This window comes from Mycobacterium sp. NGS54 (assembly GCF_059812465.1).
Genome location: NZ_JCALCS010000002.1, coordinates 250,189 through 264,117 on the forward strand (window position 1 = coordinate 250,189; position 13,929 = coordinate 264,117).

Annotated in this window: 6 protein-coding genes and 1 riboswitch; of the genes, 1 reads left to right on the forward strand and 5 read right to left on the reverse strand. The window is 68.7% G+C overall.

Features of this window, described 5'->3' with window-relative positions; translation table 11 throughout:
* Positions 1–35: 35 nt before the first annotated feature.
* From ileS to AC5Y5E_RS05880, 5 genes are all read right to left on the reverse strand, one after another.
* A complete protein-coding gene (ileS, locus tag AC5Y5E_RS05860; RefSeq protein ID WP_499902047.1) occupies positions 36–3,161 on the reverse strand; it encodes an isoleucine--tRNA ligase in 3,126 nt (1,041 codons plus the stop codon).
* Positions 3,162–3,458: 297 nt separating this feature from the next.
* A complete protein-coding gene (locus AC5Y5E_RS05865) occupies positions 3,459–3,680 on the reverse strand; it encodes an Rv1535 family protein (protein ID WP_499902048.1) in 222 nt (73 codons plus the stop codon).
* Between the two features lie 307 nt (positions 3,681–3,987).
* Positions 3,988–4,157, reverse strand: a riboswitch (M-box (ykoK) riboswitch).
* A gap of 93 nt (positions 4,158–4,250) precedes the next feature.
* Positions 4,251–4,907: a TetR/AcrR family transcriptional regulator gene (locus AC5Y5E_RS05870; RefSeq protein ID WP_499902049.1), complete on the reverse strand. Its 657-nt coding sequence runs from the start codon at positions 4,905–4,907 to the stop codon at positions 4,251–4,253.
* The gene (locus AC5Y5E_RS05875) at positions 4,904–6,028 is read right to left on the reverse strand and encodes an NAD(P)H-dependent flavin oxidoreductase (protein ID WP_499902050.1); all 1,125 of its coding nucleotides are present in this window, start codon (positions 6,026–6,028) and stop codon (positions 4,904–4,906) included. Before AC5Y5E_RS05875 ends, AC5Y5E_RS05870 begins: the two co-directional genes overlap by 4 nt.
* Positions 6,029–6,067: 39 nt before the next feature.
* A complete protein-coding gene (locus AC5Y5E_RS05880) occupies positions 6,068–6,631 on the reverse strand; it encodes a carboxymuconolactone decarboxylase family protein (RefSeq protein ID WP_499902613.1) in 564 nt (187 codons plus the stop codon).
* A 997-nt stretch (positions 6,632–7,628) separates the two neighbouring features.
* Here AC5Y5E_RS05880 and pks2 point away from each other — a divergent pair.
* Positions 7,629–13,910: a sulfolipid-1 biosynthesis phthioceranic/hydroxyphthioceranic acid synthase gene (gene pks2, locus AC5Y5E_RS05885; protein ID WP_499902051.1), complete on the forward strand. Its 6,282-nt coding sequence runs from the start codon at positions 7,629–7,631 to the stop codon at positions 13,908–13,910.
* The last annotated feature ends 19 nt before the right edge of the window (positions 13,911–13,929 follow it).

The window sequence follows — 13,929 nt, forward strand, 5'->3', positions numbered from 1 at the left end:
GTTCTTTTTCGGAACCTCCGGCCGACCGGTCGCGGTCAGGCCTTACTGATGGCCACGCGCACGCCGTCGCCGATCTCCGAGCCGTCGGCGGGCTCACCGAACTCGAAGCTGGTGGCCAGGATCTCCCCCGCAATCAGGTCGCGGTGCGCCCGCGCCCAGTCGGCGCGCTCGCCGGGCACCGACATCACCACACTGATGCGGTCGGACACGTCCAGCCCCGTCGACTTGCGCAGCTCCTGCAGCTCGCGGATCCGGTCCTTCGCCCAGCCCTCGGCCTCCAGCTCCGGGGTCACGGTGCCGTCCAGCACGACCAGACCGGAGCCGTCGGGCAGCGCCGCCGTGTAATCCGGGTCGGCGGCCACCAGCCGGGAGCTGTACTCGTCGGGCTGCAGCACCGCCGGACCCGCCGTCAGGGTGCCATCGGGGTTGACGACGCCCTCGCCGGCCTTGACCGCCTTGATGGCGGCCTGCACGTCCTTGCCGAGCCGCGGCCCGGCGACCCGCGCGTTGACCGTCAGCTCGAACCGGCCGTACGTGTCGATCGCGTCGGTCAGTTCGACGCGCTTGACGTTGAGCTCGTCGGCGATCAGGTCCACAAACGGCTCGAGCCGCTGCGGGTTCTCCACGGCCACGGTCAGTTTCGGCAACGGCAGGCGCACCCGCAGCTTCTTGGCCTTGCGCAGCGACGACGCCGCCGAGCAGACTTCGCGGACCTGATCCATCGCGGCGACCAGGCCGGGATCCGCGGGCACCGCGTCCGCGTCGGGCCAATCGGTCAGGTGCACCGAACGCCCGAAGGTCAGGCCTCGCCAGATGATCTCGGTGACCGACGGGAGCAGCGGCGCGGCCAGGCGAGCGCTCACCTCCAGCACCGTGTGCAACGTGTCGATGGCGTCGGCGTCTTCCTCCCAGAACCGCGAACGCGACCGTCGCACATACCAATTCGTCAGCGCCTCGGTGAACTGGCGCAGCTGCTCGCAGGCCCCCGAGATGTCGCAGACGTCCATCGACCCGGTGAGGTCGTCGCGTAGCTCCGCCAGCTTGGCCAGGATGTAGCGGTCCAGCACGTTGGCCGAATTAGTCCGCCAATTACCGACTTTCGGCGCGTAGAGGGCCAGGAAGCTGTAGGCGTTCCACAACGGCAGCAGCACCTGGCGCACGCCTTCGCGGATGCCCTGCTCGGTGACGATCAAATTGCCCCCGCGCAGGATCGGCGAGGCCATCAGGAACCACCGCATCGCATCCGAGCCGTCACGGTCGAACACCTCGGAAACGTCGGGGTAGTTGCGCAGCGACTTGCTCATCTTCTGGCCGTCGGAACCCAGCACAATCCCGTGCGCCACACAGGTTTTGAACGCGGGACGGTCGAACAGCGCGGTGGCCAGCACGTGCAGGGTGTAAAACCAGCCGCGCGTCTGCCCGATGTATTCGACGATGAAGTCGCCCGGATAGTGGCCGTCAAACCAGTCGCGGTTTTCGAATGGGTAGTGCACCTGCGCGTAGGGCATCGAGCCCGAGTCGAACCACACGTCGAGCACGTCGGGGATGCGCCGCATCTTGCTGCGACCCGTGGGGTCGTCGGGGTTGGGCCGGGTCAGCTCGTCGATATAGGGCCGGTGCAGGTTGGTGGGCCGCACCCCGAAGTCGCGTTCCAGCTCGTCGAGGCTGCCGTAGACGTCGATGCGGGGGTAGGCCGGGTCGTCGGACTTCCACACCGGAATCGGGCTGCCCCAGTACCGATTTCGGGAGATCGACCAGTCGCGCGCGCCCTGCAGCCACTTGCCGAACTGGCCGTCCTTGACGTGTTCGGGGTACCAGGTGATCTGCTGGTTGAGCTCCACCATGCGGTCCCGGAATTCGGTGACCGCGACGAACCACGACGACACCGCCCGATAGATCAGCGGGTTGCGGCAGCGCCAGCAGTGTGGGTAGGGGTGTTCGTAGGTCTCGTGGCGGACCAACACCGCGCCGTTGGCCGCCACCGGACCGCTGCCGTTCTTCAGGTCGCGGATGATGTTCGGATTGGCGTCAAAGACGCGCTGCCCCCGGTAATCCGGGACCGTGGAGTCGAAGCGGCCCTTGGAATCCACCGGAGTGGCCGGGGCAATGCCGGCCGCGTCGCAGACCGCCATGTCGTCCTCACCGTAGGCGGGCGCCATGTGGACGATCCCGGTGCCGTCCTCGGTGGTCACAAAGTCACCACGAAGCACCTGGAACGCCCTGTCGGTGTCCATGAAGTAGGGGAACGGCGGAACATACCGCAGACCCAGCAGGTCCGCGCCCCGATACGTGCCCAGCACCTCGGGCTCTTCTCCCAGTTCGCGCGCGTAGCCGGCCAGCCGCGCCTCGGCCAGCACGAAACGGCGCTCCCCCACCCGCACCTGCACGTACGTCACGTCCGGGTTGACGGCCACCGCCAGGTTCGACGGCAGGGTCCACGGCGTCGTCGTCCACACCAGCAGGTAGGCCCCGTCCAGCTCGCCACCCGTGACCTTGAACCCCACCGTCAGAGCCGGGTCCTGGCGGCTCTGGTAGACGTCGTCGTCCATCCGCAATTCGTGATTGGACAACGGGGTTTCGTCGCGCCAGCAGTACGGCAGCACCCGATACCCCTCGTACGCCAGGCCTTTGTCCCACAGCTGTTTGAACGCCCAGATCACCGACTCCATGTAGCTGAGATCCAGCGTCTTGTAGTCGTTGTCGAAGTCGACCCAGCGGGCCTGGCGCGTCACGTACGCCCGCCACTCGTCGGTGTAGCGCAGCACCGATTCGCGGCAGGCGTCGTTGAACGCGGCGATCCCCATGTCGTCGATCTGGGACTTGTCGTTGATGCCGAGCTGGCGTTCGACCTCGAGTTCGGCGGGCAGCCCGTGGGTGTCCCAGCCGAACCGGCGCTCCACCTTGTAGCCGCGCATGGTGCGATACCGCGGCACGATGTCTTTGACGTAGCCGGTGAGTAGGTGACCGTAGTGGGGCAGCCCATTGGCGAACGGCGGCCCGTCGTAGAACACGTACTCCGGGGCGCCGTCGCGGCGAGCGATGCTGGCCCGGAAGGTGTCGTCGCGGGCCCAGTAGTCGAGAACCTCGACTTCGAGCGCCGGGAAATCGGGCGCCCCGCCGGCCGGCTTCGGGTACGCCTTGACGTCCGCGTTCTCGGTCACGATGTGTGTCGTCTCCTGTGGCCTCGATACTCAGGCCGGGGACGACGACGCGCAAGGTGCGCGAGCGCCGCGGTACCACCCCGCTTGCCGCGCTCGCGCGCGACCGCTCGACGAGGGCTGTGACGGGCCTACCCGTTCGGTTCTACTGAGCCTGCCGGCCGTTCTTCCGAAGGCTCCCCGGTGATCGCCGGATCGATGCCATTGGCTCGATTCTACTCAAACCCCGCACTCCAAGGGGCTACCTGGCCTCAGGACAGACCTGCGGCCGGGTAGCCCCTTGGAGCGAATAGAGCACCATTAGGCCCGGACTTCCAGCACACCCACCCGCCACAGCGCCGCGTACACGTGACGCACGCCGATGGCCAGGAAGTGGGCGGCACCATCCACCAGCGGGTCAGTGATGACGATGGTCGTGCCCTTCTTGGGCGCGGGGGTGGGCGCGGGGGCCGGGGTCGTGTCGCGCACCACGGTCAGCTTGGGTGCGACGGTTACCACTTCGTCGTGCAGAACTGCGGTCATGATCGTCTCCTCGGAATCCAAACGAGCGGATGGAATCAAAACAAGAGCTTTGATTGGACTGACGTGTCCCATCCCGTTGGGGTTCCGATCCGAGAACGCTTGGCCGGTAAGCCTATTAGCGTTGCGGCGACTCAGCCGAGAACGTCGCGCCGGAAGTCGGATCGGGACGGAACACAGCCCGGACTTCGACCCGGACTATCGCTGGAACTCATGCGTCCCTCACCTCCTCGACGGTCACGACGCGCGTGCGGTTTGCCCGCGCGATCCACGCGCACCGAAAGGAGTACAGAAGCCGGCGAACGCCGGATCCGCACCCCTCTCGTCAGAGCTTTGGCACTACACGACGTGTCCGATTCCTCGGAAGCCACCTGGGCTCAACCCTTAAGCCGGGAGGAGCTGTCCTGACCCGGGGCGTCTTTGGACGTTCGGGGTCAGTGGCCTGTATTCGTGTAGACGCCTCACCTAACGAGGTGCATACGCGACCGATCATGCACGACCGCCACGACACGGTCAATGTGATCTGGTCGTGTCGCCGAATCTTTATGCGGTCATTACGGGAACACACAGGCGTTAACAAGCTGCGGGCGCGCTGGACCCCGCCCCCCGCGGGCGCAGCCCGTCCAGCACTAGCGCCACCACGAAATCAGCCACCTGAGCTGCGGTGACGTCGTCGTCGGTGCTCAGCCGCCGTTGCGCCAGCTGGCCGACCAGCGCCGCCAGCGTGTACGCCACCATGCGCGGCGGGGCGCTCACCACCTCACCGCGCTCCTGGGCGGCCACGATGAAGCTTTCGATGTCGTCGATGAACCGCTCGTAGATCCCGCCGAGATGTTTTTCGAATCGCTCGCCCAGCGCGCACGGGTCGCGCAGCAGCAGCTTGACCGTCGCCCTGTCGGACTCGAAGAACTCCAGCGTCGCCCGCACCGCGACCCGAAGCGACTCCTCTTGCCCGACGCTGCGGGCCGGAACCCCCAGCGCCGCAACGACATGGGTGCGCAGTGCGCTCTCCTCGGCCGCCATCAACGCGTGGAACAACTCGTCCTTGGAATCGAAGTACCAATAGACCGAGCCGTAGGCCAGGCCGGCCCGCTTGGCGATGTCGGCGATCGTCGTCGCATGAAAACCCTTGCGCGCGAACACTTCCTTGGCGGCCGACATGATCTGCTCGCGCCGCTGTGACTTGTCTTCGTCGCTGACCGCGCGGCGCCGGCGGGCCGCGCTTGTCACGTATCGACCAGGCCGTCGAGCCGGCCGATGGTGTCGATGAACTCCTCGACCATGTCGAGCACCACCGAGCGGGCCGGGCGGACCCGGTCGAGCGAACCGACCACCTGGCCGACGAAGTACGTCGCCAGCTCGCGCGCCTTGGACTCCGGATTGGTGGCGGCCTGGTTGATGCGCACCTGCGAGCCGGTGACCAAGGCGGTCTGCAGCGGCATGCCGAGCGGATCGGGGGTGTCGGGCCGCGCCCACTCGTCGGTCCAGGCCGTGCGCAGCATCCGCGCCGGTTTGCCGGTCATCGATCGGGAGCGCACCGTGTCCGAGGAGCTGGCCGCCAGGAACTTCTCCTTGACCACGGGAACCGTCTCGGCCTCCTCGGTGGTCAACCACACCGAGCCGCACCACACCCCCTCGGCGCCCAGCGCCAGGGCGGCGGCGACCTGGCGGCCGCGCGCGATCCCGCCGGCCGCCAGAACGGGCACCGGTGCCACGGCATCCACCACCTCGGGCACCAGCACCATGGTCGCCACCTCGCCGGTGTGGCCGCCCGCCTCGGTGCCCTGCGCGACGATCAGGTCGACGCCCGCGGCCGCATGCCGCCGCGCGTGCTGCGTGGTGCCCGCGAGCGCGGCCACCACGACGTCGCGGTCGTGGGCGCGCTGGACGAGGTCGGCGGGCGGCGACCCGAGGGCGCTGGCGATCAGCCGGATGTCGTGCTCGAAGGCCACGTCGAGCAACGGCTCGTAGCCCTTGGGCGAGATGTTGAGGCCCCCGGACGACGCCCTGGGCGCCTCGGTGGGGGCCGCGACGCCGTAGCGGGACAGGATGTCCTCGACGAACGCGCGGTGCTCCTCGGGCAGCAGCTCGCGCGCCTGTTTGGCGTCGATCCCGCCCTGCTCGGCGCCGACGTACTTGGGGGGCAACAGCAGGTCGACGCCGTATGGCTTGCCGCCGGTCTGCTCCTCGATCCAGGTCAGCTCGTTGTGCAGGCGCTCCGGACTGTGCGCGACGGCGCCGAGGATGCCGAGGCCGCCCGCATTGGTCACCGCGGCGACGACGTCGCGGCAGTGGCTGAAGGCGCAGATCGGAAATTCAACGCCGAGCATCTCGGCGGCCCTGGTTCGCATTGCCCGACGCTAAGAGTTACTGATTGATAAGTCAATCGGTTAAGGGGACCGGCCGTCCGGCGGCCAGCTGGACACGCCCTCTTCCAACGGGACCTGGAGGCTGCGCAGGATCGACGAGACCATTCGCCACGCGCCGATGGCGGTGACGAGCTCTATGAGAACCACTGTGTCGCTTTGTAATTCACGCTCGCACGCGGCCCAGCTCTCGGCGCTTACCGCGCCGTCGCGCACCACGTCGTCGGTGGCCGCCAGCACCGCGCGCTCGGCCGGCCCGAAGCCCTCATATGCCCGCCAATCGCGCACGCCGAGGAGATCGCCGGCGCTCACGCCCAGCCCCGACGCGACCCGCCAGTGCTGCGTCCACTCGTAGTCGCACGCGGTGAGCCAGCCGATCCGCATGATGACCAGCTCACGCAACCGCGGGTCCAGGCTGCCGTGCCAGAGCATGGTGGCGAGCAGGTCGTTGATGCCGCGCGCCAGCGGCGGATGGTTCAGCAGCACCTGGAAGATGCTGAGCTCCGCCATGTAGTCGGGCACCGCGGCCTCGTCGGCGGCGGCCTTGGCCACGTCAAGCGGCAGTCTGGGGACCCGGGCTTGCCCGATAGGTGGGGTCATGGTGTGAGCACTCCGTCCACTGGTGGACACCTCGCGTTCACGGGCAATGGTAGCCAGCAGCCACAGCCGTCGGACCGGGAGAATGACGGACGAAAAGCCCGGAGCCCCAACGCCGCAACGCCGGGCGGCCTGATGAAAACGACGGTTCCGGCTCGAGCGGCGCCGGGGGCGCATGCGCGAATACCGTTGGCGCCCGGAGGGATACCGCGACGACGACGGCGTCGGGCCGGCTCGTCCCGGTCGCGCCGCACGGCCGTCGCCAGCGAATGAATTCAAAGCTGTGGCCGGGCCGTGATCGGCCCGTGATCGGTCCCCCAGACGGCGCCCGCGCCGCTCCCCCGACACCACGGTTCGGCCTCGAACCGGGCACGGCAATCACGGCAAAGTATGAATCTCGACACAATTTAGGCAGGACTTAACTTGCAATCTTAAAGATTTCAGCGATTTTCCTGCGGAGTTTCGCAATAGCCCCTACCATGGCGTGATTCGCATCTTCGATGCAGCGCATCGGTGCGTCCAATTTGGTCTACGCCTCGGCCCCCGCGGGTCGGGCTGGTTCACGCTGTCCCCGACGCTCGGCGCCGACAACGCCCGTGGTCGGCGCCGGTTCGGGCTGGTAAACGCCGGAGACCTTGTCGGACAGCGTGTCTGGTGGCGACGCCGGTACGAGGCAATGGGCGAATACCGTCCCAAAAGTATGCGTCTGGCCGGTTCGCCAAGCCGGGTGTCGACCGGCCCTGGCCAGGGCTTTGTTAAATTTTTGTACGTTCGCACGATTTTTCCACGCGTGAGAAGCGAAGCCGCTACGCTGCTGATCGCGCCATGTTGTTACGGGTGGGCTTCGATGCGGGGGTCGGTGGGTTTTTTTGCGTTGCGGCGGAGTTGCCAGCTCGCGCAAAAAAATTCGACGAGATTTCTCGAAGCTCTGATAAGAGCGAGCAGCAGTGATAGGAACTTGTGGATAGGCAAGGAGAGGTGAAGGACAGTGGATAAGGCAGGCGTGACTCCGGTCGCGGTCATCGGGATGGCTTGCCGGCTGCCCGGGGGCATCAACTCACCTGACCTCTTTTGGGAAGCGTTGCTCCGCGGCGACGACCTTGTCAAGGAAATTCCCGCCGAACGCTGGGACGTCGACTACTACTACGACCCCGAGCCGGGCGTGCCTGGGCGGTCGGTCTGCAAGTGGGGCTCCTTCCTGGACAACGTCGGCGACTTCGACCCCGAGTTCTTCGGCATCACCGAAAAAGAAGCCACGGCGATGGACCCCCAGCACCGCCTGCTGATGGAAACCGCGTGGGAGGCCATGGAACACGCCGGCCTCACCAAGGAAACCATGGCCGAGGAAACGGGTGTTTTCGTCGGATTGAACTATGGCGACTACCAATTCGTCCACGCCGCCACTGACGCCTTTGACGGCCCGTACGGAAACCCCGGGACCATCTCCTGCATGGCGTCCGGGCGGATCGCCTACGCGCTCGGCCTGCACGGCCCCGCGGTCACGATCGACACCGCGTGCTCTTCCGGCCTGTTCGCCATCCACCAGGCCTGCCGCAGCCTCAACGACGGGGAGAGCAACCTCGCGTTCGCCGGTGGCGTGAACGTGATGCTGGAACCGCGCCGGTCCGCCTCCGCGTCGGCGGGGGGCATGCTGTCGGGCAGCGGGCACTGCCACGCGTTCGACATCAAGGCCGACGGCTTCGTCTCCGGCGAGGGCTGCGTGGTGCTGCTGCTCAAGCGCCTGACCGACGCGCAGCGCGACGGCGACCGGATCCTCGGTGTGATCCGCGCCACGGCCGCCAACCAGGACGGCCACACGATGAACATCGCGATGCCGTCCGGCGAGGCGCAGTCGGCGGTTTACCGCGCGGCGCTCGCGGCGGCGGGTGTGGACGCCGGCACCGTCGGCATGGTCGAGGCGCACGGCACGGGGACCCCCGTCGGCGACCCGATCGAATACGGCAGCCTCGCCGAGGTATACGGCATCGGCAACCCCTGCGTGCTCGGCGCCGCGAAGACGAACTTCGGGCACACCCAGGCGGCAGCGGGTGCGCTGGGGATGATGAAGGCGGTTCTCGCCGTCCAGCACGGTGTGGTTCCCAAGAACCTGCACTTCGAGAGCCTGCCCGACGAGATGGCCAGGATCGACACCGGATTGTTTGTGCCGCAAGAGATTACGCCGTGGCCGCTGAGCGGCGACCAGCCGCGGCGCGCGGCGGTGTCGGCGTACGGGATCTCCGGCACCAATGTGCACGCAATCGTCGAGGAGGCTCCCGAGCCCATTTCGCGCAACGGCGCGGCGACCCGCCCGGGCCGCGACGGCACCCTGCTGTTCCCGCTGTCGGCCACCTCGGACGACAGTCTGCGCGAAACCGCCGCCCGGCTGGCGGACTGGCTCGAGGCCCACGTCACCGAGGTGGCTGCGCCGGACCTGGCCTACACGCTCGCTCGCAAGCGCGGGCACCGTTCGGTGCGCACCACCGTGCTGGCCAGCGACACGCCGGAGCTGCTGACGGCCCTGCGTGACGTCGCCAACGGTGACGCCCTGTTCCAGGAGGTCGTCGGTCAGGAGGAGCGCGGCCCGGTCTGGGTGTTCTCCGGCCAGGGGTCGCAGTGGGCCGCCATGGGCACCGACCTGCTGGCGAACGAGCCCGCGTTCGCAGCGGCCATCGCCGAGGTCGAGCCGCTGATCGCCCACGAGTCCGGGTTCTCCGTGACCGAGGCGCTGACCGCCCCCGAGAAGGTCACCGGCATCGACCGGGTGCAGCCGACGATCTTCGCGATGCAGGTCGCGCTGGCGGCCACGATGAAGGCCTACGGCGTCCGCCCCGGCGCGGTGATCGGCCACTCGATGGGCGAGTCCGCGGCGGCCGTCGTCGCCGGAGCGCTGTCGCTCGAGGACGGGGTGCGGGTCATCTGCCGCCGCTCGCGGCTGATGACCAAGATCGCCGGCTCGGGGGCGATGGCGTCCGTGGAACTGCCTGCCCAGCAAGTGCTTTCGGAGCTGATGGCTCGCGGCGTCAACGACGCCGTGGTAGCGGTCGTCGCGTCGCCGCAGTCCACCGTCATCGGCGGCGCGACCGATTCGGTCCGCGAGCTGGTGGCGGTCTGGGAGCAGCGCGAGGTGATGGCCCGTGAGGTGGCCGTCGACGTGGCGTCGCATTCGCCGCAGGTCGACCCGATCCTCGACGAGCTGTACGACGTGCTGGCCGAGATCGAGCCGCTGACCCCGGAGGTCCCGTACTACTCGGCCACCTCGTTCGACCCGCGCGAGGAGCCGTACTGCGACGCGAACTACTGGGTCGACAACCTGCGCCACACGGTGCGGTTCTCGGCCGCGGTGCAGGCGGCACTGGAAGACGGCTTCCGCGTCTTCGGCGAGCTGTCGCCCCACCCGCTGCTGACCCACGCGGTCGACCAGACCGCCCGCAGCCTCGACATGACCGTGGCCGCACTCGCCGCGATGCGGCGCGAACAGCCGCTGCCCCACGGCCTGCGCGGCTTGCTGGGTGACCTGTACGCCACCGGCGCCACGGTTGACTTCTCCGTGCTGTACCCGGGCGGGCACCTGGTGGACGCGCCGCTGCCCGCGTGGACCCATCGGTCGCTGCTGCTGAGCCGCGAGGGTCACAGCTCGCGCGCGCTGGCCTCCAGCGTCGCGGTGCACCCGCTGATGGGCCAGCACGTGCGCCTGCCCGAGGAGCCGGAGCGCCACGTGTGGCAGGCAGACATCGGCACGGCGACGCTGCCCTGGCTGGCCGACCACCAGGTGCACGGCACGGCCACGCTGCCGGGTGCGGCCTACTGCGAGATGGCGCTGGCCGCGGCCCGCACCGTCTTCGGTGACGCATCCGAGGTTCACGACGTCCGCTTCGAGCAGATGCTGATGCTCGACGAGGAAACCCAGATCAGCCTCACCGCCACCGCGGAGACGCCCGGCACGCTCGCCTTCGCGGTGGAAACCAACGAGGACGGCGTGCAGGCACGTCGCGCGTCGGCCGTGTTGCACGACGTCGACGACGAAGACGTGCCGGCCGCGCAGGACATCGAGGAGCTGCTGGAGACGCACCCGAGCCGGCTGGAGGGCAGCGACCTCCGCGACGCCATGGACCTGTGCGGTATCCAGTACGGCCCCGCCTTCACCGGCCTGGCCGGCGCGCACACCGCCGAGGGAACCGGCACCACCGTGCTCGCCGAGATCGGGCTGCCCAGCGTGATCCGGACGCAGCAGACGAACTACGGGGTGCACCCGGCGCTGCTGGACGCCTGCTTCCAGTCGGTCGCCGCGCACCCCAGCGTCGCGAACGCCAGCCTGGGCGGCCTGCTGCTGCCGCTCGGTGTTCGCCGGCTTCGGGTCCACGGCCCCGTCAGCACCGCCCGCTACTGCTACTCGCGGGTGACCGCGGCGAGCGGCGGAGCCGTCGAGGCCGACCTCGACGTGCTGGACAAGCACGGAACCGTGCTGCTGACCGTCCGCGGGCTGCAGATGGGCACCGGCGTCTCGCCCAGCGGCGAGCGGGCCAAGGTGATGGCCGAGCGCCTGCTGACCGTGGAATGGCAGCAACGCCAGCTGCCCGAGGCTGCCGCCGAGACCGGCGCGTGGCTGCTGATCAGCACCTCCGACGCCGCCGACCTGGTGGCGACGGCGCTCACCGACGCGATGAAGCTGCACGACGCGGAAGCCAAGACCCTGTCCTGGCCGCAGCAGGCCGACCACCAGGCGATCGCCGGGCTCCTGCGCGACGAGGTCGAAAAGGGTGAGTTCGCCGGCGTGGTCGTGGTCACCGAGCCGAAGAACGGCAACCCGGACGACGAAAGCGCCGTGCGTGGCGGCGATCTGGTACACCACCTGGTGCGCATCGCCCGCGAGCTGCCGGAACTCCAGGGCGAGTCGCCCCGCTTGATCGTCGTCACCCGCAACGCCCAAAAGGTGTTGTCGGAGGACGTTCCCAACCTCGACCAGGGCGGCCTGCGCGGCCTGCTGCGGGTGATCGGTGCCGAGCACCCCCACCTGCACACCACCCACATCGACGTCGATGAGCAGACCGCCGCCGAGCAGGTGGTGCGCCAGCTGCTGATGACGGGCCCCGGAGAGGACGAGACGGCCTGGCGCAACGACGAGTGGTACAGCGCGCGCCTGTGCCCCACCCCGCTGCGTCCCGAAGAGCGGCTGTCCACCGTCGTCGATCACGAGGCCGCCGGGATGCGCATGCAGATCCGCACGCCGGGTGACCTGCAGACGATGGAGTTCGCCGCGTTCGACCGGGTTCCGCCGGGACCGGGTCAGATCGAGGTGGCGGTCACCGCGTCGAGCATCAACTTCGCCGATGTGCTGAACGCGTTCGGCCGCTACCAGAGCCTCGACAACATCCTGCCCCAGCTGGGCACGGATTTCGCGGGCGTGGTCACGGCCGTCGGACCCGACGTCACCAACCACAAGGTCGGTGACCACGTCGGCGGCATGTCCCCCAACGGCTGCTGGGCCACGTACGTCACCTGCGACGCGCGCCTGGCCACCACGCTGCCCGAGGGGCTGAGCGACGCGCAGGCGGCCGCGGTGACCACCGCGCACGCCACCGCCTGGTACGGCCTGAACGAACTGGCCCGCATCCAGGCCGGCGACAAGGTGCTGATCCACTCCGGCACCGGCGGGGTCGGGCAGGCGGCCATCGCCATCGCCCGCGCCGCGGGCGCCGAGATCTTCGCCACGGCCGGCAGCGAGCAACGCCGGCAGTTGTTGCGGGACATGGGAATCGAGCATGTCTACGACTCGCGCTCCGTCGAGTTCGCCGACGCGATCCGGCGCGACACCGACGGCTACGGCGTGGACATCGTGCTCAACTCGGTGACCGGCGCCGCGCAGCTGGCCGGGATCAAACTGCTCGCGCTCGGTGGGCGGTTCGTCGAGATCGGCAAGCGCGACATCTACGGGGACACCAAGCTGGGTCTCTTCCCGTTCCGTCGCAACCTGGCGTTCTGGGGCGTCGACCTCGGGCTGATGTCCGTGAGCCATCCCAGCCAGGTCAGCCAGGTCCTGAGCACCGTCTACCGGTTGACCGCCGAGGGCGTGTTGCCGATGCCCGAGAGCACGCACTACCCGCTCTCCGAGGCGGCCACGGCGATCCGCGTGATGAGCGCGGCCGAACACACCGGCAAGCTCATCCTCGACATCCCGCGGGTCGGTCGCAGCAGCGTGGTGCTGCCGCCGGAGCAGGCACCGGTCTTCCGGCGCGACGGCTCCTACATCATCACCGGTGGGCTCGGTGGCCTCGGGCTGTTCCTGGCCGAGAAGATGGCCGCGGCCGGCGCGGGCCGGATCGTGCTCACCTCGCGGTCCGAGCCCTCGCAGAAGGCGCTTGAAACGATCGAGCTCGTCCGAGCGATAGGTTCTGACGTGATCGTGGAGTGCGGCGACATCGCCCAGGCAGACGTCGCAGCGCGATTGGTGGCCACGGCGACCGCCACCGGCCTGCCGTTGCGGGGCGTGCTCCACGCGGCAGCGGTGGTCGAGGACGCCACCCTGACCAACATCACCGATGAACTGATCGACCGCGACTGGGCGCCGAAGGTGTACGGCGCGTGGAACCTGCACGAGGCCACCGCATCCGCGGACCTGGACTGGTTCTGCTCGTTCTCGTCGGCGGCGGCCCTGCTGGGCTCGCCGGGCCAGGGCGCCTACGCCGCGGCCAACAGCTGGCTGGACGCCTTCACCCACTGGCGGCGTGCGCAGGGCCTGCCGGCCACGTCGATCGCCTGGGGTGCCTGGGGCGAGATCGGCCGCGGTGCGGACTTCGCCGAAGGCAGCGGCGCCGCGATCGCTCCCGACGAGGGCGCCTACGCTTTCGAGGCGCTGCTGCGCCACGACCGGGCGTACACGGGCTACAGCCCGCTCATCGGTACCCCGTGGATCGCGTCCTTCGCGGAACGCAGCAAGTTCCTCGAGATGTTCAAGTCGGCCGGCGAAAAGCGTTCGGGCTCAAGCAAACTGCGCGCCGAGCTGTCCGACCTACCGCTCGACGAGTGGCCTACCCGGCTGCGGCGCCTGCTCTCCGAGCAGATCGGCCTGATCCTGCGCCGCAACATCGACGTGGACCACCCGCTTGCCGAGTACGGCCTCGACTCGCTGGGCAACCTCGAGCTGCGCACCCACATCGAGGCCCAGACCGGCGTCCGCATCACCTCAGCCGACATCACCACCGTGCGGGGTCTGGCGGATCACCTGTTCGCGAAGCTGGCGCCGAAGGAGGAGACCGCTGCGGCACCCGCGTGAGATACGTACTGCGTCAACG

Bases quoted from the DNA above. Each gene is read 5' to 3' on its own strand.
- AC5Y5E_RS05865 (WP_499902048.1), bottom strand. From the start codon at position 3,680: ATGACCGCAGTTCTGCACGACGAAGTGGTAACCGTCGCACCCAAGCTG.
- AC5Y5E_RS05875 (WP_499902050.1), bottom strand. From the start codon at position 6,028: ATGCGAACCAGGGCCGCCGAGATGCTCGGCGTTGAATTTCCGATCTGC.